Here is a 23,142-nt window from a genome sequence, read left to right on the forward strand (position 1 = left end):
GGAATGGGACCTAGACAGCTCCACCCTCCACCGGAGGTCTTCCTCATATCAACACATCACACATCAACCAACGTCCCTGAGCAGTACACCTAGGCGAGCGGGCCTCACATGGGCCGTACAGGTAAAATCCGCGTTTCACCCAGAGTCATTTTGCATACTGGAAACTTCGTTCGCGCCGCCCCATCGGGCCGCGCATCCACAACTCGAGGCGCGGCAAGGCACGATGATGCCTGGGGCCGTTCCGCCATTTGGACGTAATGCAGACACAATCACCCCCCTCAACTCGAAAAGAAATCTCCGCCAGACACAAGCGCAATCGCACCAGACAGATGGTCGCCGCATCGGTCGCCCTCGTCGGACTGGTGACGGGAGTCGGCACCCTCGCGCTCTCCGCGACGGCACACGGCTCGAACAACCCGACGACCGCCGAAGTCTCCGTTCGCGGCGGCATTAAGAGCGAACGACCCCACGTCACCTCGGCGCTCGCCCGGGCAAAGGCTGCCGAGACCGACAGCGCGGCCGAAAACACCATCGGCCACGCCAACGTCGTGATCACCGACGTGCGCGGCAAGATCGATGCGACCCAATTGGCCCAATCGGTCGTTTCGCTGGCGAACTACAAGCTCCTCGACACCGGAACAGTCGTGTCGTTGATCGACCAGACCGAGACGGCGGCGGCCGCGGCTCAGGCGGCTGCGGCCGAGGTCGACCGCACCGCCGCTGCGGCGGCCGCCGCAGCCGCTGTCGCCGCCGCGGCCAACACCCCGGATGGCGCCCGAGCGACAGCCCGGGCGATGGCGGCCTCGAAGTATGGCTGGGGCGACGCGCAGTTCGCCTGTCTCGCCAAGCTCTGGAGCAAGGAGTCGGGCTGGTCGTACACGGCCCACAATCCCAGCGGCGCCGCCGGCATCCCGCAGGCTCTTCCGGGGAGCAAGATGGCCTCAGTCGGAGCCGATTGGCAGACCAATGCGACGACACAGGTCGCGTGGGGTCTCGGCTACATCAGCCGTAGCTACGGCACGCCGTGCTCGGCGTGGGCGCACTCCCAGTCGTCGAACTGGTACTGATCCGGCGACCGCGTGGGCGGTGAGGTCCGAAAAGAGCCAGCCTCACCCGAGGCGCACTCGTAGCGTCGAGTGAGTGAACATTTCTCTCGAATCTGCCCCTCTCGGCGTCTCGACCGAACACTTCGGCCCGCTGGCGATCACGTTCCTGTCGTTCGCGGCGGCGGTGGCTACGTCAACCAGCTACGCGATCCAACCGGAACTTCGTGCCGTCGCGTCCGACGTCGGGGCGTCCCTGCCGGTGGTGACAGCCATTGCCGCGACACCGATCCTGGGCTACATGTTCGGGCTTGCCCTGCTGGTGCCGCTGGTCGACCGCGTGCGCGCTGACCGGCTGATCGCCGCCCAGCTCGCGGTGCTCGGCGCCGGGCTGCTGACCGCGGGATCGGCGTCGAATGTTCTCGTGCTCGGGCTCGGGCTGTTGATTGCCGGAGCGTCGCGGCCGGGCGCTGGGAGCGGTGACCGCAGGGATCTCCGCAGGGATCCTGCTGGGACGGATCGTCGGCGGTGCCGTAGCGGACTGGCTCGGGTGGCGCCCGATGTTGTTAGTGTTCGCCTCGGCCTGTGTTCTCTTCGCGATCGCCGCGCTGTTCACCCTTCCGCGACGGCCACCGTCCCCGTCAGTGTCCTACTGGGCGGCCATCCGCTCGCTTCCCGCGCTGCTCAAGACGCATCGAACGTTGCGGATCGCGGCGATCTCCGGGTCGCTCTGGTTCTTTTCCTTCAGCCTGGTGTGGGTGAGCCTGTCTGTTGCCCTCGCCGTTCCGCCGGTGAGCATGTCGCCCACGGGCATCGGGCTCTACTCCCTGGCGGGACTCGCCGGCATTGCCGCCACCCGAGTGGCCGGCTCGCTGGCGGATCGGTACGGCAGCGGAAGGATCATCGTCGCCGGCCTGGCGCTCGCTCTCGCCTGTTCGGTCGGGTTGGGGTTCTCGCTGGATCTCCCTCCCGTGATGCTCGGCGCCCTGGCGCTGTTTGACGCTGGCCTGTTTGCCGCGCAGGTCGCCAATCAGAGCCGCGTGCTCGGCATCGCCCCGGCGCGGCCGGCAATGTTCAACAGCGTCTACATGGTCATCTACTTCATCGGCGGAAGCCTCGGCACGAGCGTGGGCGGAACCGTCGTCGTGTGGTGGGGGTGGCCGACCGCCGCATTGATCGCCGCCGCCTCAATTGCCGCGGCGGCCGCCCTGGTCTTAGTTGCGGCTAACCAGCCGATCCTTGGGCTTATTCGGCGCCCTAGGCGGAAATCCGTCGGCCCCGAGGGAGAATGAACAAGACATTGGAGGTCGCCATGGCTCACCCGTCCCCCACCGAAGCGGGCGTACGACCATGAACGCCCCCACACCGATCACCGTCACTCCGGTTCTCGTTGCCCAGCTGCTCGCCGAGGGCGAGCGGATGCCGGTCTACGTGCACGTCATCGACCATCCGGATGGCCGCGTGCTTGTCGACACCGGCATGACGGAGCTGCACCCGGCGGTGGCCGACATGGATCCCGTCATCAGCCCACTGAGCGAGCAGGAATTCGACCTCTCCGGCATCGACTTCGTCGTGAACACCCACCTGCACTTCGACCATTGCGGTGGCAACCGTCTCTTCGCCGGCACGCCGATCTACGTGCAGCGCCGGGAACTCGAGGACGCCCGCACCGAGAACGACTACACCATTCGCGAGTGGGTCGACGCGCCAGGAGTGCGGTACGTGCCGGTCGACGGCGAGTTCGAGCTGCTCCCGGGGATGCGGCTCGTGCCGGCGCCCGGGCACACCCGCGGCACGCAGGTGGTCGTCGTCGAGAGCGGCGGGCGTCCGATCGTCATCTGCGGCGACGTGGCGGTGTGGTTCGGCGAGCTCGACGAACCGCACACCGAAGGCCAGCTTCTGGTGCGCGCGCTCGACCCCGAGCTGGTCTGGCTCGCGCACGCGCACGAGCCGTGGCGGCCTCCCGCCGTCTAGGGGCGGAGGAGGATCTTGCCGACTCGACCCGCCACAGCATTCGCGGCGCTCGCCGCGCGGGCATCCTCGAAACTGTAGGTCGCTTCCACGGGAAGGGTGATGGTTCCATCCTGGAGGCGCGTGATGAGTTCGGTGAAGAGCGCGCCGCGCTTCTCGCCAGGCATGCTGGCACTCACCTTGCTCCCCCAGAATCCCTTGATGGTGGCCTGCTTGAAGATGACGTCGCCCGAGCTGATCTCCATCACCGGGGACTGCATAGCGCCGAAGACGACGAGAGTGCCGTTCTCGGCCAGCAAAGACAGCACGTCACCGCTGGCAGCGCCACCGACGGAGTCCACGCCGACTGTGAGAGGGGCCTCCCCCACGATGTCGCGGACGCGAGTCTTCCAGTCGTCGGTGTCAGTGGCCACGATGTTGCCGATGCCCTGGGCCGCGAGTTCCTCGACCCCGGCCGCCCGACGGACCAACCCGAGCACGTTGATGCCGCGGGCTGCCGCGAGCTGTGCCAGGAGACGCCCGACGGCACCATTCGCGGCGTTCTGCACGATCCACTGGCCTCCCGACAGGTCGAGCGAGTCGAGAAGGCTGATCGCGCTGAACGGCATCGACACCAACTGGGCTGCCACGTCGTCCGGAATGCTTTCGGCAACGGGGATCAGGTTCGCGGCCTTCGCGACGAAGAATTCCGCCCACACCCCGAAGGTGCCGCCCGTGACGACCCGCTGGCCGACGGTGAGCCCCTCGACCCCTTCTCCGAGCGCATCGATGACGCCGACCGCCTCGGTTCCCGCGCGCGCCGGCAGCTCTGGCTTGAAACCGTAGGTGCCGCGGATCGTCCACAGGTCGTGGTTGTGGATCGTCGACAGGATCGTGCGCACCCGCACCTCGCCGGCACCCGGCTCGGGCGTCGCGACGTCTTCGACGGTCAGGACCTCGGAGGGATCGCCGAAGGAGTGGTGGATGAGTGCGCGCATGGCATCTCTACTCTCGTGTGTGCGTCTGAAAGACCAATCGACCAGGGCGGGATCACCCGGAGCCGGACCGCGATTAACCGGTCGTTCCCGACTATACTGAACCGGTCAGTTCAATTCAATTCGTTGGGAAACACTCATGAGCCGCACGCGCTCCTACGCCAAGGAAGACGTCGTCCGGGCCGCGCGCACGGTGTTCTGGAATGAGGGTTACGAGCAAACGGGCATTGCCGAGCTCGAAGCTGCCACCGGGTTGAACCGGTCGAGCATCTATCACGCGTTCGGCAGCAAACGAGGTCTCTTCGATGAGGCCGTGCAGAGTTACTTCGTGGACATCGTGCATCCCCGCCTGGCACGGCTTCGGGCCGTCCCGGTTCCGCCCGACGCTCTCCGCGCCTACCTGCACGAACTTCGAGTCATGCTGCTCAACGGGAACACCTCCCTGGCCGCGAATGGCTGCCTGCTCCTGAACGCCACGGGCACTCCCCTTGCTCACGAAGCGGCCCTGCGAAGCGTCATCAACACGTACTGCGACGACCTCGGCGAAGCGATCACCGCCGGCGTGCTGGCTGCTCGGCCCCACCTCGACCCGGCCGAACGGGCGCGGATCTCCACCACCTGCACCGGACTCGTGTTCGCCGCCATGGCAATCGTCACGGTGAATCCGCAGTCGGCGGCCGACATGATCGATGCCGCCATCGCCGCGATCGACACCGACGCTCATTCGGAACTCGCCCGGCACTGACGACCGCTGCACAATGGAAGAGTGCAGCAGGAGATTGCCCGGGTCACGACGACCGACGGCACCATCGTGGCATACGCCTCGATCGGCGCCGGTCGTCCGGTGGTCTACGTCGCGGGCTGGCTCAGTCATCTGCAGCTGAGCTGGGAGCTGCCAGAAGAGCGGGCGTTCTACGAGAGCCTGGCGCAGGGCTGCCGGCTCATCCGGTACGACCGTGCCGGATGCGGGTTGTCGGCTCCCTCGACCCGGCCACCCTCGATGGCCTACGAACTCGAGCAGCTCACCGCGGTCATCACGACGCTCGGTGATGAACCCTTCGATCTGGTCGGCACCTCGATGGGTTCCCTGGTGGCGGTGGCCTGGGCGGCAGCGCATCCGGACACCGTGCGGCGGCTGGTGCTCTACGGCGGCTGGGTTTCTGGCGCGGCGATCTCTCCGCCGAGCGCGCGGGAGCACGTGCTCGCACTGGTCGAGTCGCACTGGGGGCTCGGGTCCGACGTGCTCACCGACATCTTCGCGCCCGACGCCGACGCGACGACGCGCAAGGAATTCGGTCGCTACCAACGAGCCTGCTCGACTGCCGCCACTGCGCGGTCGATGCTGGCGATGAGCTATGCGCTCGACGTCACGGACCTCCTCGCTCGAGTGAGCGCCGCGACACTGGTGGTCCATCGGGACCACGACCGTGCGGCCCCGGTACAGCAGGCCGCCGCGCTGGCCGACGGCATCGCCGGTGCGACGCTCGTGGTGCTGCCCGGCCGCTCGCATCTGCCGTACGCGGGCGACACCCATGCGCTCGTCACGACGGTGCGTCGGTTCCTCGGCGTTCGCGCCCCGAGGCGCGGCGCCCGAATGCTGACTGCCCGCCAGCGCGAGGTCGCGGCGTTGATCAGCGAGGGGTGCACGAACCGCGAGATCGCCACGCGGCTGGGCATCGACGAACGCTCCGCCGAGGGCCACGTCGAACGCATCCGCCTGCGGCTCGGCTTTCGGTCGCGGGCCCAGATCGCCGCGTGGTACGCCACCCACGCTCAGTGAGAGGGATCGGCGAACTGAGGTAATTCCACGCCTGACCGTGCTGGCGGCGCGCGGCACGCTGGTCGGATGGACCACGACTCAACCACCACCACCTCTCCTCCGACCGGGTTCGAACTGCACGCCGGCCGGGGCCGGTTCAATGCGGCGTTCTTCCGGATGATGGACCCCTATCTGGAGCGGACTCTCCGCCGTCACAAACGGCGCGTCTTCGCCGGGCTTCCGCGCGCGGTCGTCGAGATCGGGTCCGGCGTCGGAGCCAACCTCCGCTACCTCGAACCCGGCGGCACGCTCATCGCCATCGAGCCGAACCGATACATGCACGCCCGGCTGCGCGCGTCGGCCCACCGGGCCGGCGTGCGACTCGACCTTCGCGAGCGCCTGGCCGAGCAGACGGGACTCGCCGACCACAGTGTCGATGCCGTGATCTCCTCTCTCGTACTCTGCTCGGTGCAGGATCCGGAGGCGGTGCTCGCCGAGATCCGGCGCATCCTGCGCCCCGGTGGCACCTTCCGCTTCCTCGAACACGTCGTCGCGAGGAGCGGCACGCCCACCCGTGCCGCCCAGCGGATTCTCCGTCGTCCCTGGGCCTGGACCTTCGAGGGCTGTTCGTGCGAACGCGACCTGGAGCATTCGGTTCGAGCCGCCGGGTTCGAGACCGTCACCATCGACCTCTACCGCGTGCACACTCCGTTTCTGCCGTTCAACACCCACATCGCGGGCATCGCGCACGCATGAGAAGGGATTTCACAATGGCCGTCGAGTCGATCTGGCACGGTCAGGTGCCACTGAGCGTTCTCGGGGACATGGGCCGCGGCTGCCTCATCGAGACCCTCGGAATCGAAATCACCGAGATCGGACCCGATTTTCTGCGGGGTCGGATGCCGGTGGATGCCCGCACGACGCAGCCGGCCGGGGTGCTCCACGGCGGTGCATCCGTCGCATTCGCGGAGACGCTCACCTCGATCGCGGGGTTTCTCGCCGTGGATCGTGACCACTTCCATGTGGTCGGCATGGAGATCAACGCCAACCACCTCCGGCCGGTGGCCGGTGGCTGGGTGACGGGAGTCGCCCGTGCGATCCATCGCGGCGCACGGGTGCAGGTCTGGGAGGTTCGGATCTCCGACCGCGAGGAGCGCCTCGTCTGCATCTCGCGCTGCACGCTTGCGGTGATCGAGACGCCGAGTGCGTACACGACGCCCGAGTCGCGATCGTGATGCCTTCGCGGATCGTCTGTCGGCGCGAGCCCTTAGGGTGGGCGCGTGACGATAACGCTTCGGGACCTGAGGGACAGTGAACCGGACCAGCTCTTCGAGTGGGAGCGGCACCCGGCAGCAGTCGAAATGGCGGCGTTCACCCGTGCCGATCCGTCCGATCGGGTCGCCTTCGACACCCACTACGAGCGCGTGCGCAACGATCCCTCGGTGATCCTGCGGGCGATCGACGACGGCGACGGCCTGGTGGGAACCATAGCGAGCTTCACCATGGACGGCGACCGTGAGGTCTCGTACTGGATCGACCCGGCTCGATGGGGAGAGGGGCTCGCATCCGCAGCGCTTGGCGCGTTCCTCTCCGTGGAGACGACCAGGCCGCTTTTCGCCCGGGTCGCCGAGCACAATCCCGGGTCCGCCAGGGTGCTCGCGCGGGCAGGATTCGCGGAGATCGGCACCGAGACCTCGTTCGCCGATGGCCTCGGTCGCGATGTCGTCGAGCACACCTACCGGCTCGCCCCGTAGCGCGGCTGCCTACTTGCGCGACCCGCACCGTGTGACGAAGGCGAGGGTCACAAACGGGAGATGATCGCGGGCGACCACCGCGGTGAGTATCCGGTCGCCGAGGGCGGCGCCCACGGCGAACACGTGCGGGTCGGTGTCGATGCGCATGCCGGGCACGTCGATTCCATCAACCGACACGGCGACGTGGTCGATGTGTCGCTCGGTCACGGGGGAATCGAGTTCGCCGGGAAACCCGCCGCGCACGCGCTCCTCGCGGAACAGGTTGGTCAGAATGTGGTTGGCGTGATCGACCAGCGTCGATTGCGGAGCCTGATTGGGGACGTGCCGAGTGCGAGTGGTCATCACCGCCTCCCACAGGGTGGGAAACCGCATGAGCGCCCGTCGAACTCGCATCCACTCGGGCAGGGGCCCCAGGGGAACGGAGTGCAGGGCCTCCCGCTCCGAGGCGCCGAGGCTCGCGAGATTCGCCGGATCCTCGCGGTCGTCATGATTGCGATAGAGCGTGTACGAGAGGGACACGCTGTCGAGCGTCACCGGGGAACCGTCGACCGACGATCCGGTCGATCCCGCGTCCAGCTCGACCAGTGAGGGCTGGCGACTCAACGACATCACCGGGACCATGAAGCTCTCGGCAATCTCGTCCACCGTCGGCGGTGGAGGGAAGTCCTCCGGCACAACTCCCGCGAAGTACATGCGTTCAACCTAGGAGGATGGTCGCATGACCGATGACAAGCCGTTCATCCCGTTCCGCCCCACCGCACGGGACTTTCCCGGCCACGCGATGCCCCCGACCGTGCCCGACGGCCTGCGACTCGAGCTCAGCCGCGCGCGAATACGCGAGGGGCGGGAGGAGGAGTTCGAGGAGTGGATGCGGATGCTCAACGACCGGTATGACGAGAGCCTTCTGTCGCTCCCCGCCGAACGGGCGGTCTTCGAGGCGACGTTCCGCCACACCGAGGCCGACGGGTCCACCTGGATCTACCACCTCAGCCTGATGGGCGAGGGCGGCGGTGGCCTTGACGAGTCGAATCAGATCGACGCCGACCACGCCGCCTTCTCGCGGCGAGTGAAGGAGCCGGGCTGGGAAGAACTCGAGCCCAGGTTCATGCTCACGCCCGCCCACCTCCTCGAGGCGATGACGTCGTGGGGCCTCACCGGGCGCACCTGACGGTGCCCGGCACCGGGCATCAGCGATCGGGAATCGTGGCGACCGCCTCGATCTCGACGAGAGCGCCTTGCCGGGCCGGCGTGACGGCCAGCACGGTCACGGCGGTGCGGTGATCCCCCCACACCGATCGAGTCGCTGCGTATGCGGCCCCGGGGTCGATGCCGACGGCGAGGTAGATGGTGAGCTTGGCCACGTTCTCGGGTCCCGTTCCGGCCTCGGCCAACACCGCGAGCACGTTGCGCAAGGCCTGTGCGGTCTGCGCTTCGAGCCCGTCGAGCAGTGCGCCGGTACTGTCCGTTCCGTTCTGCCCGCCGACATAGAGCACCGGCCCGGCGGGAATGATCATGCCCTGCGCAAAGGCGAGGCTGCGCGGTAGCTCCGGGGGGTCAACCGGCACGGGTTGAGTCGTCATGAGCGCATCCCTTCGTTCTCGGTGTGCCGAGTATCCCGCCTGCCCCCGACATCCACGCTACGCTTCGCTCCAGAGGAAGGCGCCGTCATGAGAGTTCTTCGAGGGCTGGGACGGCTGCTGAAGACGATCGGTGGTCTGGGCTCTGGGCCGTCGGGCGGAGCCAGGACGTTTGACCACGACAACGCGAGCTCGCTGTACAAACGGCCAGACGACTACCGGCCCTGACCGCGGCGGAGCCTAGTCCGACGTGCGGTAGACCGGCACGGTCTGCGCGCCACTCGAACGATTCGCGAGCACAATCGCGAGGATGCCGAGGAACACCGCACCGCCGACCCGCACGAGGGCGCCCAGGCTCATCAACGCACCCGCGGCCACTTGCTGATCACCCTGCAGGGAACCGAAGGCGATGACCTCGATCAGCCACTCCGCGGCGGTAGCCGCCAACACCCAGGTCGGAGCCCAGTTCCACGGCCGGGGAACGACGCCGGCGCGAGCGATCTGCACGACGGCGACCAACGCCGTCGCGAACCGCACGAAGTAGTCGATGTCGCCGAGTCCCAGCAGCGGGCCCGAGGGGTAGTCGCGGGAAAAGTAGAGGTCCTCGAGCGTCGGGATCACCAGCACCCAGATAGCCAATGCCGTCAACGCCGCGGTCCCCAGCGGTTTGCGCGCCGTGACGCTGCCATGCCCGCGAATGCCGAACGCGAAGACCACCAACGACGCCGAAAAGAGGACCATCCCGAAGATGCTCAGAACGGTGGAGAACGGCGTGCCGGGTTGCACGGCCAGCCCGATCACCACAGTCGCGAGCAGCAGTACGCCGCCGATCATCCACGCTCGCCGCGATGCCGCGCGCGGGGAAACCCGGGGACCGACCATAATTCTGGAGTGTACTGGTTTGCCCGCGGCACCCGCGGGCGACGCGACACCGAGGGGAGACCGATGACGAGTCGCCCGACACTTCGTTCGATGCGCCTTCTGGCCGGGATGCTCGCCGCAGCGGCCGCGATGGCCCTCCTCGGCGGGTGCTCGACTGCGCCCGCGTCTGCGCCGAAGCTCTCGGTGGCCCTGTTCCAGAACCGGTCCGATTATGCGCCCCGGCGACTCGAGGTGGAGATCACGAACCACGGCTCCGCCGCCGTGGTCATCACCACGGCGACCTTCGTCTCGCCCTACTTCGCGGGCACGGGCACGGCCGGTCATCTGCCCTATACCCTCGTCGCCGGCACGACGACGGACTTCTCGGCCGAGGTCCCACCGGCGGTGTGCGATGCGCCGAACACCAAGCCCTCGGTGTCGATCACCGGCAAAGACGCGCACGGAACCGAGTTCCGTCAGACCCTCACGCCGACGGTGCCGTTCGACTCCCTCCAGACCCTGCACGCCCAGGACTGCGGACAGCAGGCGTTCGAGCGGGTGGCCACGATCGTGCCGGCCCCGCATCTTCGGTTTGAGCAGCGGAACGGCAAAGAGATCGCCCTTCTCGACGTCGTGATCGCCCCGACCGGCGCCTCGGGATCCGTGCGACTGCTCTCCACGACGGGAACGACCCTGCTGATCCCGGTCGAGGGCGAATTGAGAACGCTCGACCTCACCTTCACGGCCGCGAGCCCGCGCACCACCCTGACGCTGGACTACGTTCCCTCCCGGTGCGGAACCCACGTCATCTCCGAAGACAAGATCGGCACCCTCATCCCGTTCCATGCCCAGGCGGGATCGTTCGCTGACGCCTACTTTCGCGTGGCCGTCTCTCCCGAGGTCAAGTCGGAGTTCTACGACTGGGTCGGGAGGGTATGCGGCCAGTAGGGGTCACCAGGTGGATTCTCCGCGGATCACCACATCCGATCCGCCATCGATGAACACGATCTGCCCGCAGAGGTGAGCGTTCTCCTCGCTGGACAGCCAGGCGAGCAGGTAGGCGACCGACCTCGGCTCGAAGATGCCGTTGAGCGGCATCGGCACCATCTGGGTCAGCTGCTCGCGCTGCTGCGCCGTGGCGATCAGGTCCGCCGTCATCGGCGTCTCGACCACCCCCGGGGCGACTCCGTTGAGCGGGATGGAGGCTCCCGCCCACTCGGCGGTCGCGGCATGCCGGCGAATCCACTGCGCGAGCGCGCGCTTGGTGGTTCCGTAGATCAGGTTGCCCTGCTCGGGGCCACCCGCCTCGAGCACCGTGGCGCGGGCGATCGCCTCCGCCTCGTCTCCGGCAAGCAGGTCCGCCAGCAGTGCGTCATCCGGCGGGAACAGCGACGCCATGGACGACACGGCAACCGCTCGGGGCGCGGGTGACTTGGCGAGAAGGGGGCGCAGGCCCTCAAGCGTGGCGACGGTGCCGAAGAAGTTGACGGCAGCGGTCGTCGCCGTCGGAGTGGCGAGGCCGGCAATGGCAAGCACGGCATCCACGACACCGCCGCTCAGCTCGGTGACCTTCTCGACGAGGGCGGTGCGACCCTCGGCCGTCGAAAGGTCCACGGTGACGTCGGCGTCTCGGATGTCGACCCCGATCACCAGTTCCCCGCGTTCGAGCAGAAGGTCGCGGGTGGCTTTTCCGATGCCGCTGGCGGATCCGGTGACGACGTAAGTACGAGACATGGCAGAGGGCCTTTCGAGACGATGCGGGCATCGTGCCCGGCATTGCCATGATTTCGGAGGGCCGTGGTCGCGAGGGGGTCTTTCGTCCCCCTCCCGCGACTCGTGACGATAGTCTCGGGGCATGGCAACCGATGAGGATTTCCCGAATCTCGTGGCCGACTCCCTGATCCGATTGCCCGGCGCCGTCGGCGTCGCGCTCGGCGGCTCGCGCGCGCAGGGCACGAGCCGGCCAGACAGCGACTGGGACTTCTCGATCTACTATCGCGGCAGCTTCGACCCGAACCACGTTCGGGCGCTCGGCTGGGACGGCCAGACGACCGACATCGGCGGCTGGGGGCCGCTCTTCAACGGGGGCGGAGCATTCACCGTGGACGGGCGCCCCATCGACATCCACTACCGCGACCTGGACAGGATCGACGCCATCCAGAGCGACGCGGAGCGCGGTGAGTTCACCGTCGAGGCCCTGCTCTTCCATCAGGCCGGCATCCCCACCTACATCCTGCTGGCCGAACTCGCGATGAACCGCACGCTGAGGGGTGAGCTACCCCGGCCGGCCTATCCCGACGCCCTGCGACGAAGCGCTCCGGCCTATTGGTGGCCCGGAACGGACCTGACGCTCCACTACGCCAAGGCGGGCCACGCCAGGCAGGGGCGGACCGCCCAATGCGCCGGCCTCATCGGAACGGCTGGATGCCGGGCGGGCCACGCGATACTCGCCCACCGCGGGGAGTGGGTCACCAACGAGAAACAGCTCCTGACCCGCGCCGGACTACGAGCACTGGATGACGTGGTGGCGGGCCTGACCACGGACCCGGACACGCTCGAGGCGCAGGTCGACCGGGCCCGAGGCATCATCGAGTCCGCGTTGACGCGGGAGGGCATCGACCTCGACTGGCGCGACTAGTCGCCAGCCGGACCATTCACTCCCGCCACGACTGGCTCGTCCGAACCGGCACCGCTGGCGCGCCACGCCCGCCGGGCCCGCGACGTCAGGCGAGGACGAGATCCTGCGTACTGACGACCGTCGCGAATTCACCCTGGAGGTTGAGGGCGGTCATCCGTCGGATCTCCGACGCCGGAACCATCACGCCCTCCAGATCCCTCCGGTCGAAGGTGTGCGTCGCATCGAGCGCGAAGAGGACCGCGTAGCCGAGGTTTCCGCCCACCCGGGCCGTCGTCTCGCAGCAGTGGTTGGTCGTGATGCCGCAGATCACGATGCCGTCCAGCGCCTCGGCCTGCAGCCACGCGTGCAGGTCAGGGGTGCCGTGGAAGGCGGAGTTGACGGACTTGACCACGAGCAGGTCCGGGTCCCCCACGAGCGCTTCCTTGAACCCGTGCCCCGGCTGCCCCGGGTACAGCGGCGACCGGGGGTTCGTCGAGTCGTGCCGAACGAAGACGACTGGCCGGTCGTGGTCGCGCCAGGTGGCCACCAGCGCCGCGATATTCGCCTCGCAGTCCGGGTTGTCACGCTCACCCCACCACGCGGCGTCGTCGAAACCGCGTTGCACGTCGATCACGACGAGGGCGGTGCGGGCCAGGTTCGACGCGGTGAAGTCCATGGCTCCATCCTGCCCTGCAGCGAGCCTGGTCAACGTGACTGAGAAGGCAACCTCCGATCTGGCACCCCTCGACCCATCCATCCACGCTACGCCGAGTGCTATTTTCGACTCATGACACCGGAGAGACTGGCCAACCTCGCGCACCTGCGCCGAGCGCGGGACCTGATCGACCGGGAATTCGCTCGCCCTCTCGACGTTCCGACGATGGCCCGCCGCGCCCTCATGTCGCCGGCGCACTTCTCGAGGCAGTTTCGGGCGGCGTACGGCGAGACGCCGTACAACTACCTCAGCACACGGCGCATCGAACGGGCCATGGCGCTTCTGCGCGACGGGATGACCGTGACCGAGGCCTGCATGGCCGTGGGCTGCACCTCCCTCGGGTCGTTCAGCTCCCGGTTCACTGCCATCGTGGGTGAATCGCCGAGCGCATACCGAGCCCGGGAGCACAGCGCGGTGAGGGCCATGCCCGCCTGCGTGGCCAAGGCTCACACGCGGCCCACGCCGAGACAGAGCAGGATTCGAGAAGCGGCCGTCGCAGCGTCATCCTAGGGTTGCCGCATGAGCATCGAACTTCAGTACTTCAACGTCACCGTCAACGACCCGATCGAGTCCATCGCCTTCTACCGAGACGCGCTCGGCCTCGAGGTGCGCAACGACGTGGCCTCCGGCGGATTCCACTGGATCACCCTCGGCAGCGCCAGCCAGCCCGGTGTCGAGATCGTCCTCTCCGAACCGCATGCCGGTCGCTCGGAGGCCGACGGAGACGCGCTGCAGGAGCTCCTCACGAAGGGGTCCCTGCCGATCATGGTCTTTCGCACCGACGACCTCGATGCGACCTACGAGAAGGTGCTGGCCACCGGCGCCGAGGTGCTCCAGGAGCCGATCGACCAGCCCTGGGGGCCGCGGGACTGCGCGTTCCGGGACCCATCGGGAAACACCGTTCGCATCTCGCAGGCCCCCGCTGCCTGAGAAGACGACAAAAGAAAACTCGCCGCGAGTGCATCCAATCGCGCGTCGGGGCGGAAGTACTCCATAGGAACATCCGTACGCCCGTTCACGGGCTGGAACAAAGGAGTACACCGTGAAGAAAAGCGCAATCGTCACCGCCCTCGTCGCCGCGGCCCTTGTGGTGGGAACCGCCGGTCCGGCATCCGCCCACAACGGCGGCCAGACGCCACCCGGATCGATCGTCGACGTGGCCGTCGCAGCCTCCGGAGGGGGCACGCCCGACAACAACCCCTACGACTACGACATTCTGGTACAGGCCGTTCTGGCCACCGGGCTGGCCCCGGTGCTGTCAGACACGAGTCGCAAGTTCACGGTGTTCGCGCCGAACGACCAGGCCTTCGAACGCCTCGTGCAGGACCTCACGGGCGCGGCCCCGGCCAGTGAGGCGGCCGCCCTGTCGACGATCACGAGTGCCCTGAGCATCGCCCAGATCAAGAACGTGCTGCTCTACCATGAGGTGGCGGACCGCAAGCTCGGCCCGGTGGCCGTGCTCACCGCGCACTCGCTGACGATGGCGAACGGCGGCGTGGTCAAGCCTCGCGGCATCACGCTCCGCGACGCCAACCCGGCATTCCGCGACCCGCGACTCGTTCTCTCCGCCATCAACATCCAGGCCAGCAACGGGGTGATCCACACGATCAACCGCGTGCTGCTGCCGGCGGTGCTCTAGCCGGGTATCCGGTAGCCGCGTCGGGCCCGTCGAGACAGTGTTCTCGGCGGGCCCGAACTGCGGATGCCGTGGGCGGCGCCGTCCCGGCTAGCGTAGACGCATGTCAACAGAGACTCAGCTTCTTCCGTTTCGCTCGCTCGACGACTACATCGCGTTGCCTCGGGTGGAGAGCCTGGCGCTCTCACCGGACGGGAGCCGCGTGGTTCTGACCGTGGCGACGCTGGCCAGGGATGCGACGTCGTACGAGCGCGCGCTGTGGTCCGTGCCTGCCGACGGGTCGGGGGTGCCGACGCGACTGACTCGCTCGGCGAAGGGCGAATCCGGGGTCGCGTTCACGGCATCCGGCGACATCCTCTTCGTCTCCGGCCGCCCGGATGCCTCTGCCGAGAAGGACACCGAGGCCGCCCAACTGTGGATTCTGCCCGCCGCCGGCGGCGAGGCTCGCGCCGTCACTCGCCTGGCCGGCGGGGTGTCCGGGATCGCCGCGGTCGCGACGAAGTCAGACACGATCGTGATCGCGGCCGACCTGGTGCCCAGCGCCGACGGGCTCGAGGCGGACGCCGAGGCGCGGAAGAAGCGCAAGGACAAGAAGGTGGCCGCGATTCTGCACGAGGGCTACCCGGTGCGGTACTGGGACCACGATCTCGGGCCGGCCGAGCCGCACCTGCTCGCCCTCGACCTGTCGAATCTCACCGAGACGGTGGCCCCGACGCCACCCCTCGCGGAGGCCGGAGCCCCGACTCCGTACCCGCCCCACCTCCCCCGCCCACGCGACCTCACCCCGAGGCCCGGCCGCTCGGCCGACACCGCGGGCCAGGTGCTCGCGCCGGACGGTCGAACCCTGATCGCCTCCCTGCGACGGCCCGAGCAGCGCTCCGGCCGGTTCGTGATCGAGGCGATCGACGTCGAGACCGGGCAACACACGACGCTCTTCGACGTCGAGCGCGTCGACTTCGAGGTGCCGGCGATCAGTCACGACGGACGCCGGATCGCGTTCGTGCGCGCCGAATTCAGCACGCCGAGCGGCCCGGCCGACCAGGAACTCTGGGTGGCCGACATCGACGGCGGCAACGCCACGCGGGTCGCGGATGGCTGGGATCGCTGGCCGTCGAGCCTCGTCTTCGACGCTGACGACAGCGCCCTCATCGTCACCGCCGACCACGACGGCCGAGGCCCGGTCTTCCGCGTGCCGCTCGACGGCGGCGCCCCGACCCGGCTCACCACCGACGACTTCAGCTACAGCAACGTCACCGTGGACGCCCGTACCGGCGCCCTCGTGGCCCTCCGCTCGTCGTGGGTGACCCCGCCGCATCCGGTGCGGATCGGCCGCGACGGGGCGATCGTCACCCTGGCGACCCCGGCACCGCTTCCGACGGTGCCCGGCTCGATCACCGAGGTGGACACCCGGGCGGAGGATGGCGCGCGGGTGCGCGGGTGGCTGCTGCTGCCCGAGGGCGCCTCGGCCGAGCATCCGGCCCCGATGCTGCTCTGGATCCACGGCGGCCCGCTCAACAGCTGGAATGCCTGGAGCTGGCGCTGGAGCCCGGCCCTCGCGGTGGCTCGCGGGTACGCCGTGCTGCTGCCGGACCCCGCGCTCTCCACCGGCTACGGTCTCGACTTCATCGCGCGCGGCTGGAACGCCTGGGGCGCCAGGCCGTACACGGACCTGCTCTCGATCACGGATGCCGCGGAGGCTCGAGCAGACATCGACGAGTCGAAGACGGCCGCGATGGGCGGCTCGTTCGGCGGGTACATGGCCAACTGGATCGCCGGCCACACGCACCGCTACCGGGCGATCGTGAGCCACGCCAGCCTGTGGGCGCTCGACCAGTTCAATGGCACAACCGACAACTCCTGGTACTGGCAGAGCATCTTCTCGCCGCAGGGCATGATCGACAGCTCGCCGCACCACGCCGTGCGCGACATCGTCACCCCGATGCTCGTGATCCACGGAGACCACGACTACCGCGTGCCGATCGGCGAGAGCCTGCGGTTGTGGTCGAAGCTGGCGGAGCACCACGCCGAGCCGGACGGCACGACGCGGCACAAGTTCCTCTACTTCCCCGACGAGAACCACTGGGTTCTGGCGCCCCAACACGCGGTGGTCTGGTACGAGACCGTGTTCGCCTTCCTCGATCAGCACGTACACGGGCAGGAGTGGAAGCGGCCCGAGCTGCTCGGCTGACCCGGTCAGTCCGGCTGCTGGCTGCCGTCCGGCGCCTTCTGCCAGGGCCAACGACCGGTGATCTCCAGCTCGAGCGAGAAACTGAGGAACGTGCGGATGAGCACGATTCCGCCGAGCACGGCCACGCTCTCGAGGGTGGGGGTGACCGCGACGGTGCGGATGATGTCGGCCGCCACGAGGAGCTCCAGGCCGAGCAGGATCGAGCGGCCGAGAAAGCGGCGGAACGGCGTGTAGACGGCGCCGGCCCGGCGAATCGCCCGCATCGACGCCATCACGGCTGCCGCGAGGGCCCCGACCACGATTGCTGCCACCCCGGCGGCGTCGATGACCTTCCCGACGCCCTCAACAATCTGGTCAAATGTCATGACTCGTTGGTACACCCGTCACGGTCGGCTGGCAACTCGCCCGGCCGCCCGTCTGCACACGGCATGCTTGGACCATGGCCAAGCTCACGACCCTGTCCCCCAAGATCGAGCGTCTCGTCCTCGTCGACCTCACCGACGGCGACCCCGAGACGCTCGAGGCCCGCGAGAGCTACGATGGGCTTCGATTCGTTTCGGCCGACCTCGGCGGCCGAAGCCTGGCAGCCGCCTCGTTCAGCGAATGCGAGTTCCTCGACCTGTCGGCAAACGGCTGCGACCTGCGGTCCGCGAGCTTTGTCGAGACCAGGATCGAGCGCCTCGACGCCCCGATTCTCGCCGCCCCGCGGTCGCGCTTCAGGGATGTCGAGCTGCAGGGTTCCCGAATCGGCTCCGCCGAGTTCTACGACGCGAGCTGGCAGTCCGTGCACATCAGCAACTGCAAGCTCGGCTTCGTGAACCTGCGCGGCGCGGAGCTGCGCGACGTTCTCTTCACCGACTGCACGATCGACGAGCTGGACCTCGGGGGTGCGGCGGCGCATCGGATGTCCTTCGTCAACACCACGGTCACGAGCCTCGATGTCACCCGCGCCAAGCTCGAACACGTGGACCTGCGCGGCGCGGAGCTGCGCGGGCTCACCGGCCTCGAGGGACTGCGCGGGGCCACCGTGAACCCGTATCAGGTCTCGGATCTGGCCACCGTGTTCGCCCGGCACTTCGGCATCAAGATCGAGGACTAGAGGCGAACACCGAACCTGGAGTCCGGGCAAGGACGCGCTCTTCCGGTTGCGTCGCGCAGTTCAGTCCACGAGTGCCGAACCAATCGAGTCACCGATGAATTGGCCGAAGCGCACCGGATCCCACCCGCAGCGCACGACGAGCAGTTCGTAGAGCTCGGGCGAGCTGAACGCCCACAGCACGTCCGTGGCGTGCTCAAGGGAGATCCCATTTCGAAGGAAGTCCCGGTCGGCGAGTGCCCGCGCGTTATCGCGCATGCGTTCACGGCGCAGCGCGTCGTTCTGCCGGAGGAGAGTCGCCATCTCTGGGTCGACAATGGCGGCGTCGCGAACCAGAAGATGAATCGGTGCGACCAGCGGCGCCACCTCCGAGGTGAGAACCCCCCAGGCCCGCACGAGGGCACGGCCGTCGTGTGCGGAGTCCCGCAGGTCGTCCGACCGCTCTGCCGCGGCGACCGACCCCTCGCCGGCCAGACTCCGATCGTAGATCGCCCGCACCAACCCCGGTTTGCCGCCAAAGGCCTTGTACACGGTATCGACTGCCAGTCCAGCGGCCGCGGCGATCGACGCGATCGTCGTTGAGACATAGCCGTCAGCTAGAAAGCGTTCCCGGGCCGCGTCAAGAATCGCGTCTCGGTTTTTGCGCGCGTGCACCTGCCGGTTTCGCGAGTCATAAATTCGTGTGCTTTTTTCCGTGTCCACGTATTTCATTCTATGCTACCGTATTCAATATGGCCAACATGATCGAAAGGAAGCATTCGATGGATGACTCACCCGATCCCGAGTCCCTGGTGACGAGGCTCGCCGCCGCGACCAATGCCCACGACCTGGACGCCCTCGTCGATTGCTTTGCCGATGACTACCTCAACGAGACACCAGCTCACCCGGCACAGAGCTTCACCGGCGCCGAACAGGTCCGGCGAAACTGGGCTCAGCTGTTCGCCGGCATTCCTGACCTCCGGGCGCTGGTGCTGAGCACCGCCGTCGACGGGGCGGTGGCCTGGACCGAGTGGGAGCTGTCGGGAACCCGCCGTGACGGTGCGCCACAACTGATGCGCGGAGTCATCATCTTCACAGTGGCCGAGGGTCGAGCCACTTCAGCGCGGTTCTATCTCGAACCCGTGGAACTCGACGGCCCCGACGCCGACGCCGCTGCGGCTCGAGTTGCGGCTGCCGGCCCACGACCGGCCCCTCGACCATGATTCTCGTCGTCGGCGGTACCGGGACTCTCGGAAGACCCCTCATGACCAGGTTGGCAGCGCGCGGGGTGCCCCTGCGCGTCCTCACCAGAGACTCGGGGCACGCCGCCGCGCTGCGAGCGACAGGCGTCGAGGCGGTCGAGGGGGACGTGCGCGACGCCGCGGCCGTCGCCGCAGCCGTCAACGGATGCGACACCGTCATCAGTGCCATCCACGGGTTCGCGTCTGGGCGAGGAGTCAGTCCGGCGGCCATCGATCGAGATGCGAATATCTCCCTCGTGCGGGCCGCCGTCGACGCCAACGTGGATCACATGATTCTCGTTTCGGCCTACGGCGCGTCCGCATCGCATCCGATGAGCCTGCACCGGATGAAGTTCGCTGCAGAACAGGCCCTGCAAGCGAGCGGACTGCACTGGACGATCATCCGCCCGACCGCGTTCCTCGAGACCTGGACGAACCTCATCGGGGCGAAGCTCCCCACCGGAGGGGCGGCCCGCGTCTTCGGTCGCGGAGACAATCCGATCAACTTCGTGGCCGTCACAGAGGTGGCGAGCGCCCTCGAGCGGGCCGTCTTCGACGAAGGGTGGCGAGGCCGCTCAGTCGATGTCGTCGGCACCGACTCCATCACCTTGAACCAACTTGCGGAACGCCTGACTGCGGCGGCGGGCTCATCGGCACGCACCGATCATGTTCCCCTCTTGGCGCTCCGCGCGCTCTCCATTCTCGCCAGACCCGTCGCTCCGGCATTCGCCAGAATGGCTCACGCTGCCGTGGAGATGGACACCTCGAACATGGAGGTCAATGGCCCTGCACCTGCCGCGAAATGAAGCGTACAGTGTGGCCATGAATGAGGAAAAGGGCGTCGACGAGCACCGCGGAGGGCACGGATTCGTCCATTTCATCGACTGGTTGAACCACAAACTGGTCGGGGTGATGGGGCCGCCGCCGCTTGGCCCGTACGACGCGATTGTGAAGAAGGTCGGGGATGCCGTCTGCCCCGTCTGCGGCAGGCCGATGTCCGAACACATCATCGATCACTCGACGCCGAACACGCTGTTGACCTGCCCCGCGCCGCACCAGCCCGTGGCGGAGAACTACGAGCCGATCAACGAATTCGGGATGCCGAAGCGCGAGCGCTGACTCGACCAGCCGTCGGATTGAGGTCCCCGTCAGCCGACGAGTTCCTCCACGAGTTGCACGCTGATCGACGCATCGTGGTCCGCGTCCGGCTCCGCTTCCGGCTCCGGCTCCGGTTCGGCGCGCGCCACGCGTCGCCCGGCCGAGCGGGTGGAGTTTTCGACGGCGCCGAGGCCGAGTTCGAGCAGTTGCTCCTCGCTCCAGCCCGCGGCAAGCGCGGCATGCCGGGCGGTGTCGACAGCGGTGATCGTGGCCTCGAGCGCGCTCAGCCGCACGGCGAGTTGGTGCACCAGATCCATCCGGCGGCTCATCTCGGCCTCGATGATCGCCTTCGCGGCGACCGTCGAGTGGTCGGGATCGAACGTCTGCCGGGATAGGTAGTGCACCTGCGCGTAGGGCCTCATCCCCTAAAGATGTCGCATCCTGCCGCTCACGCCCAGTCCCCAGTAGGGGGGACGTTTTTGTACCCCGGTCTGCCGGGTGGGTCAGTCGGCCGTGTGGAGGCTCACGCGGTCGGCCAGATAGGCCGCCAGGGTGGAGACGCCCTGGCCATCCGCACCGCCCCAGCGCACCAGGACGGAGTCGTCGACCAGGGCGAGCGGCCCGGATCCCGCCCGCAGGCTCCCCGCGTCGAGCGCAAGGGGCACGAACCCGAAGTTGACCACGTCTCCGCGAGCGAACGGACCCCGAGACGCCGTGCGCCGGGCGGCGCGGCGCAGTTCGGCGGCGGGCGATTGGTTCGTCACTCGGCCAGGTTCCACCGCGCGGGTGACGGATCCCGTCGCGAAGAGGCTCCCGGATCGGTCCAGCAGGAGCACCCCCAGGCGCCAGGCGCGGCCGGCCGGCACCATCGCCTCCGCGGTGCGGAACACGGAGAACCCCCGGGAGGGCCTGAGGATGGCCAGCGCCTCGTCCTTCACGCCGGCGGCATCCAGCGCGCCGATGGTGCGGGCCAGCAGCTCCCGCACCTGGCGCTCGACGGGCTCGGCGTGTTCGTCATCCACCGTGTTCCACCGTCAGGGCCAGAATCTGGCGATCTCGGGAGCGAGTCGACGCCCCAGCTCGCGACCGGCGAGCGCGGAAGCGCGACGCACGTCAGGGTCGAGGGGGTTCGGCCCGAACGCGGCGATCGACTCGGCGTCCGCGAACACCGTGTGGATGCGGGCGGGCGCGAGGGCGTCGAGCTCGGCGACGGCGATGGTCGGGCCGGCCGGCGACGATTCCGGCCCGGGCACGAGGATGAGGATCTGGTCGGACCCGGCAGCCAGGTCCGCGTTGGCGATCGTGCGCATCCCGCCGTCCATGTAGGAGCGACCGTCGATCTCGACGGTGGGCCACACCCCGGGCACCGCGCAGCTCGCGGCGACCGCGTCGACGAGATCGACCCCGGAGTCGCGGTCGAAGACCCGGAGCTCGCCGGTCGCCGTGTCCACCGCCGTGATGAGCAGCGGGCGATCCGGCCAGGTGTGCGAGGGCAGGCGGGCCGCGATGATCGCACGACGGGTGGCAACGGACACGGTCTCGGCATCCCGGGCGATGGCCCCCAGCCGCTGCCTGGCCTCCTCGGGCGACGTCGAGCCCGCGAGCGCGTCGGCCATCAAGGCCCCGAACTCGGCCAGGTCGATGTGCACGAACAACTCGGCGGACTCCTCGGCGACCTGGGAGTCGAACAGGCTCTCCAGCGTGGCCCCGCTCGCCAGCTGCGCGGCCACCGCGGATCCGGCGGAAGTCCCGATCAGCAGTGTGTGCTCGCCCAGGATCCGTCGGCACGCCTCGGGTTCCGCATCCTGCAGGCCGCGCAGCACCCCGATCTCCCAGGCGATTCCCGCCACTCCGCCACCGGCAAGGACAACCGCGCTCTGTGTCATGCCAACGACCCTACGTGAGCCGGATGACTTCGGCGCGTGGCTACTGGAGTGCCGAGGTCAGCCTGGCCAGGTTGTCGCGCACCTTCTGCCCGACAGGCCGGCCGAGCCACGCGGCGAGGTCGATCCTGTCGCTGTTCGCCCGATAGTCGTCCTCCACCGCCCGCATCCGTCGAACGAATTCGGTGCCGTGCACGAGAACCGACACCTCCATGTTGAGGCTGAACGAGCGCACGTCCATGTTGCTGGAGCCCAGCACGGCCACATCGTCGTCGATCGTGAAGTGCTTGGAGTGCAGCACCGTCGGGGCGCGGTAGGGGTAGATGGCCACTCCGGCACGCAACAGGGCCTCGTAGTAGGACCGCTGGGCGTGGTAGACCAGCGCCTGGTCGCCGATGGCCGACACGAAGAGCTCCACCTCCAGCCCCCGGGACGCCGCGGTGAGGATCGCCATCAGCGTGGACTCGTCCGGCACGAAATAGGGACTCGTGATGCTCACCCGGCGTTCCGCCTTCCGGATCAACATGGCGTAGAGCTTGAGATTGTTGTCGTTCTCGAAGCTCGGCCCGCTAGGCAGCACCTGCGCGTCGAGCAGATCCGGGGCGGACCCGAGCACGACCGGCGTGGTGTCGAGCGGCAGCAACTCCCCGGTCTCGCTGTACCAGTCGGTGACGAAGACCGCGTCGAGCTCGCGCACGACCGGACCCTCGAGGCGCACCATCAGCTCACGCCAGTCACGGTGAGAGATTC

30 protein-coding genes and 1 pseudogene are annotated in these 23,142 nt (G+C 68.2%); 19 read left to right on the forward strand and 12 right to left on the reverse strand.

Translation table 11 applies throughout. The features are described 5' to 3' along the window. The first annotated feature begins 329 nt into the window (after positions 1–329). From ACHZD8_RS12805 to ACHZD8_RS12815, 3 genes are all read left to right on the forward strand, one after another. On the forward strand, positions 330–1,067 hold the full coding sequence (locus tag ACHZD8_RS12805) for a hypothetical protein (RefSeq protein WP_394770812.1): 738 nt from the start codon (positions 330–332) through the stop codon (positions 1,065–1,067). A 455-nt stretch (positions 1,068–1,522) separates the two neighbouring features. Beyond that, positions 1,523–2,335: an MFS transporter gene (locus ACHZD8_RS12810; protein WP_394770813.1), complete on the forward strand. Its 813-nt coding sequence runs from the start codon at positions 1,523–1,525 to the stop codon at positions 2,333–2,335. A gap of 58 nt (positions 2,336–2,393) precedes the next feature. Beyond that, entirely contained in the window at positions 2,394–3,017 is a 624-nt protein-coding gene (locus ACHZD8_RS12815) for an MBL fold metallo-hydrolase (protein WP_394770814.1), read from the forward strand. On the opposite strand, the gene ACHZD8_RS12820 is transcribed toward ACHZD8_RS12815, so the two are convergent. Further along, positions 3,014–3,991 (reverse strand): zinc-binding dehydrogenase, encoded by a 978-nt coding sequence (locus ACHZD8_RS12820; protein ID WP_394770815.1) that lies wholly within the window; start codon positions 3,989–3,991, stop codon positions 3,014–3,016. The genes ACHZD8_RS12815 and ACHZD8_RS12820 overlap by 4 nt on opposite strands. A 136-nt stretch (positions 3,992–4,127) precedes the next feature. Between ACHZD8_RS12820 and ACHZD8_RS12825 the strand changes: the two genes are divergently transcribed. The 5 genes from ACHZD8_RS12825 to ACHZD8_RS12845 all read left to right on the forward strand — a co-directional run bounded on the left by ACHZD8_RS12825 (position 4,128) and on the right by ACHZD8_RS12845 (position 7,501). After that, positions 4,128–4,733: a TetR/AcrR family transcriptional regulator gene (locus ACHZD8_RS12825; RefSeq protein ID WP_394770816.1), complete on the forward strand. Its 606-nt coding sequence runs from the start codon at positions 4,128–4,130 to the stop codon at positions 4,731–4,733. Between the two features lie 21 nt (positions 4,734–4,754). Continuing rightward, complete coding sequence (locus tag ACHZD8_RS12830) at positions 4,755–5,768, forward strand: alpha/beta fold hydrolase (RefSeq protein WP_394770817.1); 1,014 nt, start codon at positions 4,755–4,757, stop codon at positions 5,766–5,768. 66 nt (positions 5,769–5,834) lie between these two features. Continuing rightward, entirely contained in the window at positions 5,835–6,503 is a 669-nt protein-coding gene (locus tag ACHZD8_RS12835) for a class I SAM-dependent methyltransferase (RefSeq protein ID WP_394770818.1), read from the forward strand. A gap of 14 nt (positions 6,504–6,517) precedes the next feature. Continuing rightward, positions 6,518–6,982: a hotdog fold thioesterase gene (locus tag ACHZD8_RS12840; RefSeq protein WP_394770819.1), complete on the forward strand. Its 465-nt coding sequence runs from the start codon at positions 6,518–6,520 to the stop codon at positions 6,980–6,982. Positions 6,983–7,027: 45 nt separating this feature from the next. Then, on the forward strand, positions 7,028–7,501 hold the full coding sequence (locus ACHZD8_RS12845) for a GNAT family N-acetyltransferase (RefSeq protein ID WP_394770820.1): 474 nt from the start codon (positions 7,028–7,030) through the stop codon (positions 7,499–7,501). A gap of 9 nt (positions 7,502–7,510) precedes the next feature. Here the strand turns inward: ACHZD8_RS12845 and ACHZD8_RS12850 are convergent, their stop codons facing one another. Further along, positions 7,511–8,194 (reverse strand): hypothetical protein, encoded by a 684-nt coding sequence (locus tag ACHZD8_RS12850; protein ID WP_394770821.1) that lies wholly within the window; start codon positions 8,192–8,194, stop codon positions 7,511–7,513. Between the two features lie 25 nt (positions 8,195–8,219). On the opposite strand from ACHZD8_RS12850, the gene ACHZD8_RS12855 reads away from it, so the two are divergent. Further along, on the forward strand, positions 8,220–8,669 hold the full coding sequence (locus tag ACHZD8_RS12855) for a DUF6176 family protein (protein WP_394770822.1): 450 nt from the start codon (positions 8,220–8,222) through the stop codon (positions 8,667–8,669). A gap of 19 nt (positions 8,670–8,688) precedes the next feature. Here the strand turns inward: ACHZD8_RS12855 and ACHZD8_RS12860 are convergent, their stop codons facing one another. Together ACHZD8_RS12860 and ACHZD8_RS12865 are read right to left on the reverse strand one after the other, a co-directional pair. Beyond that, positions 8,689–9,081 carry a RidA family protein gene (locus ACHZD8_RS12860; RefSeq protein WP_394770823.1) on the reverse strand — a complete coding sequence of 131 codons (393 nt, stop codon included), beginning with the start codon at positions 9,079–9,081 and terminating at the stop codon, positions 8,689–8,691. A 237-nt stretch (positions 9,082–9,318) separates the two neighbouring features. Beyond that, entirely contained in the window at positions 9,319–9,912 is a 594-nt protein-coding gene (locus ACHZD8_RS12865; RefSeq protein WP_394770824.1) for a hypothetical protein, read from the reverse strand. A gap of 138 nt (positions 9,913–10,050) precedes the next feature. Between ACHZD8_RS12865 and ACHZD8_RS12870 the strand changes: the two genes are divergently transcribed. Then, the gene (locus ACHZD8_RS12870; RefSeq protein WP_394770825.1) at positions 10,051–10,887 is read left to right on the forward strand and encodes a hypothetical protein; all 837 of its coding nucleotides are present in this window, start codon (positions 10,051–10,053) and stop codon (positions 10,885–10,887) included. 3 nt (positions 10,888–10,890) lie between these two features. Here ACHZD8_RS12870 and ACHZD8_RS12875 read toward each other — a convergent pair whose 3' ends face one another. Beyond that, the gene (locus tag ACHZD8_RS12875) at positions 10,891–11,673 is read right to left on the reverse strand and encodes an SDR family oxidoreductase (protein WP_394770826.1); all 783 of its coding nucleotides are present in this window, start codon (positions 11,671–11,673) and stop codon (positions 10,891–10,893) included. A gap of 121 nt (positions 11,674–11,794) precedes the next feature. On the opposite strand from ACHZD8_RS12875, the gene ACHZD8_RS12880 reads away from it, so the two are divergent. Then, the gene (locus ACHZD8_RS12880) at positions 11,795–12,577 is read left to right on the forward strand and encodes a nucleotidyltransferase domain-containing protein (protein ID WP_394770827.1); all 783 of its coding nucleotides are present in this window, start codon (positions 11,795–11,797) and stop codon (positions 12,575–12,577) included. Positions 12,578–12,662: 85 nt separating this feature from the next. Here ACHZD8_RS12880 and ACHZD8_RS12885 read toward each other — a convergent pair whose 3' ends face one another. Then, entirely contained in the window at positions 12,663–13,232 is a 570-nt protein-coding gene (locus tag ACHZD8_RS12885) for a cysteine hydrolase family protein (protein ID WP_394770828.1), read from the reverse strand. 111 nt (positions 13,233–13,343) lie between these two features. Between ACHZD8_RS12885 and ACHZD8_RS12890 the strand changes: the two genes are divergently transcribed. From ACHZD8_RS12890 to ACHZD8_RS12905, 4 genes are all read left to right on the forward strand, one after another. Beyond that, complete coding sequence (locus ACHZD8_RS12890) at positions 13,344–13,781, forward strand: helix-turn-helix transcriptional regulator (protein WP_394770829.1); 438 nt, start codon at positions 13,344–13,346, stop codon at positions 13,779–13,781. 9 nt (positions 13,782–13,790) lie between these two features. Further along, positions 13,791–14,201 (forward strand): VOC family protein, encoded by a 411-nt coding sequence (locus ACHZD8_RS12895; protein ID WP_394770830.1) that lies wholly within the window; start codon positions 13,791–13,793, stop codon positions 14,199–14,201. A gap of 112 nt (positions 14,202–14,313) precedes the next feature. Next, positions 14,314–14,910: a fasciclin domain-containing protein gene (locus ACHZD8_RS12900; RefSeq protein ID WP_394770831.1), complete on the forward strand. Its 597-nt coding sequence runs from the start codon at positions 14,314–14,316 to the stop codon at positions 14,908–14,910. 100 nt (positions 14,911–15,010) lie between these two features. Continuing rightward, positions 15,011–17,095, forward strand: a complete 2,085-nt coding sequence (locus ACHZD8_RS12905; protein WP_394770832.1) for a S9 family peptidase — start codon at positions 15,011–15,013, stop codon at positions 17,093–17,095. Positions 17,096–17,100: 5 nt separating this feature from the next. On the opposite strand, the gene ACHZD8_RS12910 is transcribed toward ACHZD8_RS12905, so the two are convergent. Then, positions 17,101–17,460, reverse strand: coding sequence for a DUF1622 domain-containing protein (locus tag ACHZD8_RS12910; protein WP_394770833.1), 360 nt, complete (start codon positions 17,458–17,460; stop codon positions 17,101–17,103). A 74-nt stretch (positions 17,461–17,534) separates the two neighbouring features. Here ACHZD8_RS12910 and ACHZD8_RS12915 point away from each other — a divergent pair, with 74 nt between their 5' ends. Further along, positions 17,535–18,194: a pentapeptide repeat-containing protein gene (locus tag ACHZD8_RS12915; RefSeq protein WP_394770834.1), complete on the forward strand. Its 660-nt coding sequence runs from the start codon at positions 17,535–17,537 to the stop codon at positions 18,192–18,194. A 60-nt stretch (positions 18,195–18,254) separates the two neighbouring features. Here ACHZD8_RS12915 and ACHZD8_RS12920 read toward each other — a convergent pair whose 3' ends face one another. Further along, a complete protein-coding gene (locus ACHZD8_RS12920; protein ID WP_394770835.1) occupies positions 18,255–18,893 on the reverse strand; it encodes a TetR/AcrR family transcriptional regulator in 639 nt (212 codons plus the stop codon). A 59-nt stretch (positions 18,894–18,952) separates the two neighbouring features. Here ACHZD8_RS12920 and ACHZD8_RS12925 point away from each other — a divergent pair, with 59 nt between their 5' ends. Genes ACHZD8_RS12925 through ACHZD8_RS12935 form a run of 3 tightly spaced genes read left to right on the forward strand, consistent with a single transcriptional unit; the run spans position 18,953 to position 20,530 of the window. Beyond that, positions 18,953–19,393, forward strand: coding sequence for a nuclear transport factor 2 family protein (locus ACHZD8_RS12925; RefSeq protein WP_394770836.1), 441 nt, complete (start codon positions 18,953–18,955; stop codon positions 19,391–19,393). Further along, the gene (locus tag ACHZD8_RS12930) at positions 19,390–20,217 is read left to right on the forward strand and encodes an SDR family oxidoreductase (protein WP_394770837.1); all 828 of its coding nucleotides are present in this window, start codon (positions 19,390–19,392) and stop codon (positions 20,215–20,217) included. The genes ACHZD8_RS12925 and ACHZD8_RS12930 overlap by 4 nt, the downstream gene beginning before the upstream one ends. Positions 20,218–20,233: 16 nt before the next feature. Further along, positions 20,234–20,530: a hypothetical protein gene (locus ACHZD8_RS12935; protein ID WP_394770838.1), complete on the forward strand. Its 297-nt coding sequence runs from the start codon at positions 20,234–20,236 to the stop codon at positions 20,528–20,530. 29 nt (positions 20,531–20,559) lie between these two features. Here ACHZD8_RS12935 and ACHZD8_RS12940 read toward each other — a convergent pair whose 3' ends face one another. The 4 genes and pseudogenes from ACHZD8_RS12940 to ACHZD8_RS12955 all read right to left on the reverse strand — a co-directional run. Further along, positions 20,560–20,931, reverse strand: a complete 372-nt coding sequence (locus tag ACHZD8_RS12940) for a hypothetical protein (RefSeq protein ID WP_394770839.1) — start codon at positions 20,929–20,931, stop codon at positions 20,560–20,562. An 81-nt stretch (positions 20,932–21,012) separates the two neighbouring features. Continuing rightward, positions 21,013–21,531: a hypothetical protein gene (locus ACHZD8_RS12945; RefSeq protein WP_394770840.1), complete on the reverse strand. Its 519-nt coding sequence runs from the start codon at positions 21,529–21,531 to the stop codon at positions 21,013–21,015. 12 nt (positions 21,532–21,543) lie between these two features. Further along, the gene (locus tag ACHZD8_RS12950) at positions 21,544–22,395 is read right to left on the reverse strand and encodes a patatin-like phospholipase family protein (RefSeq protein WP_394770841.1); all 852 of its coding nucleotides are present in this window, start codon (positions 22,393–22,395) and stop codon (positions 21,544–21,546) included. 40 nt (positions 22,396–22,435) lie between these two features. Then, positions 22,436–23,125, reverse strand: a pseudogene (locus tag ACHZD8_RS12955) (phospholipase D-like domain-containing protein); the annotation flags it as partial. Positions 23,126–23,142: the final 17 nt, after the last annotated feature.

The organism is Lacisediminihabitans sp., from assembly GCF_043726815.1.
Lineage (GTDB): Bacteria > Actinomycetota > Actinomycetes > Actinomycetales > Microbacteriaceae > Lacisediminihabitans.

Excerpts from the sequence above, each read along its gene's own strand:
- ACHZD8_RS12805 (WP_394770812.1), top strand. The coding sequence starts at position 330 with ATGGTCGCCGCATCGGTCGCCCTCGTCGGACTGGTGACGGGAGTCGGC.
- ACHZD8_RS12815 (WP_394770814.1), top strand. The coding sequence starts at position 2,394 with ATGAACGCCCCCACACCGATCACCGTCACTCCGGTTCTCGTTGCCCAG.
- ACHZD8_RS12820 (WP_394770815.1), bottom strand. The coding sequence starts at position 3,991 with ATGCGCGCACTCATCCACCACTCCTTCGGCGATCCCTCCGAGGTCCTG.
- ACHZD8_RS12825 (WP_394770816.1), top strand. The coding sequence starts at position 4,128 with ATGAGCCGCACGCGCTCCTACGCCAAGGAAGACGTCGTCCGGGCCGCG.
- ACHZD8_RS12835 (WP_394770818.1), top strand. The coding sequence starts at position 5,835 with ATGGACCACGACTCAACCACCACCACCTCTCCTCCGACCGGGTTCGAA.
- ACHZD8_RS12840 (WP_394770819.1), top strand. The coding sequence starts at position 6,518 with ATGGCCGTCGAGTCGATCTGGCACGGTCAGGTGCCACTGAGCGTTCTC.
- ACHZD8_RS12850 (WP_394770821.1), bottom strand. The coding sequence starts at position 8,194 with ATGTACTTCGCGGGAGTTGTGCCGGAGGACTTCCCTCCACCGCCGACG.
- ACHZD8_RS12855 (WP_394770822.1), top strand. The coding sequence starts at position 8,220 with ATGACCGATGACAAGCCGTTCATCCCGTTCCGCCCCACCGCACGGGAC.
- ACHZD8_RS12860 (WP_394770823.1), bottom strand. The coding sequence starts at position 9,081 with ATGACGACTCAACCCGTGCCGGTTGACCCCCCGGAGCTACCGCGCAGC.
- ACHZD8_RS12865 (WP_394770824.1), bottom strand. The coding sequence starts at position 9,912 with ATGATCGGCGGCGTACTGCTGCTCGCGACTGTGGTGATCGGGCTGGCC.
- ACHZD8_RS12870 (WP_394770825.1), top strand. The coding sequence starts at position 10,051 with ATGCGCCTTCTGGCCGGGATGCTCGCCGCAGCGGCCGCGATGGCCCTC.
- ACHZD8_RS12875 (WP_394770826.1), bottom strand. The coding sequence starts at position 11,673 with ATGTCTCGTACTTACGTCGTCACCGGATCCGCCAGCGGCATCGGAAAA.
- ACHZD8_RS12880 (WP_394770827.1), top strand. The coding sequence starts at position 11,795 with ATGGCAACCGATGAGGATTTCCCGAATCTCGTGGCCGACTCCCTGATC.
- ACHZD8_RS12885 (WP_394770828.1), bottom strand. The coding sequence starts at position 13,232 with ATGGACTTCACCGCGTCGAACCTGGCCCGCACCGCCCTCGTCGTGATC.
- ACHZD8_RS12890 (WP_394770829.1), top strand. The coding sequence starts at position 13,344 with ATGACACCGGAGAGACTGGCCAACCTCGCGCACCTGCGCCGAGCGCGG.
- ACHZD8_RS12895 (WP_394770830.1), top strand. The coding sequence starts at position 13,791 with ATGAGCATCGAACTTCAGTACTTCAACGTCACCGTCAACGACCCGATC.
- ACHZD8_RS12905 (WP_394770832.1), top strand. The coding sequence starts at position 15,011 with ATGTCAACAGAGACTCAGCTTCTTCCGTTTCGCTCGCTCGACGACTAC.
- ACHZD8_RS12910 (WP_394770833.1), bottom strand. The coding sequence starts at position 17,460 with ATGACATTTGACCAGATTGTTGAGGGCGTCGGGAAGGTCATCGACGCC.
- ACHZD8_RS12915 (WP_394770834.1), top strand. The coding sequence starts at position 17,535 with ATGGCCAAGCTCACGACCCTGTCCCCCAAGATCGAGCGTCTCGTCCTC.
- ACHZD8_RS12925 (WP_394770836.1), top strand. The coding sequence starts at position 18,953 with ATGGATGACTCACCCGATCCCGAGTCCCTGGTGACGAGGCTCGCCGCC.
- ACHZD8_RS12930 (WP_394770837.1), top strand. The coding sequence starts at position 19,390 with ATGATTCTCGTCGTCGGCGGTACCGGGACTCTCGGAAGACCCCTCATG.
- ACHZD8_RS12935 (WP_394770838.1), top strand. The coding sequence starts at position 20,234 with ATGAATGAGGAAAAGGGCGTCGACGAGCACCGCGGAGGGCACGGATTC.
- ACHZD8_RS12940 (WP_394770839.1), bottom strand. The coding sequence starts at position 20,931 with ATGAGGCCCTACGCGCAGGTGCACTACCTATCCCGGCAGACGTTCGAT.
- ACHZD8_RS12950 (WP_394770841.1), bottom strand. The coding sequence starts at position 22,395 with ATGACACAGAGCGCGGTTGTCCTTGCCGGTGGCGGAGTGGCGGGAATC.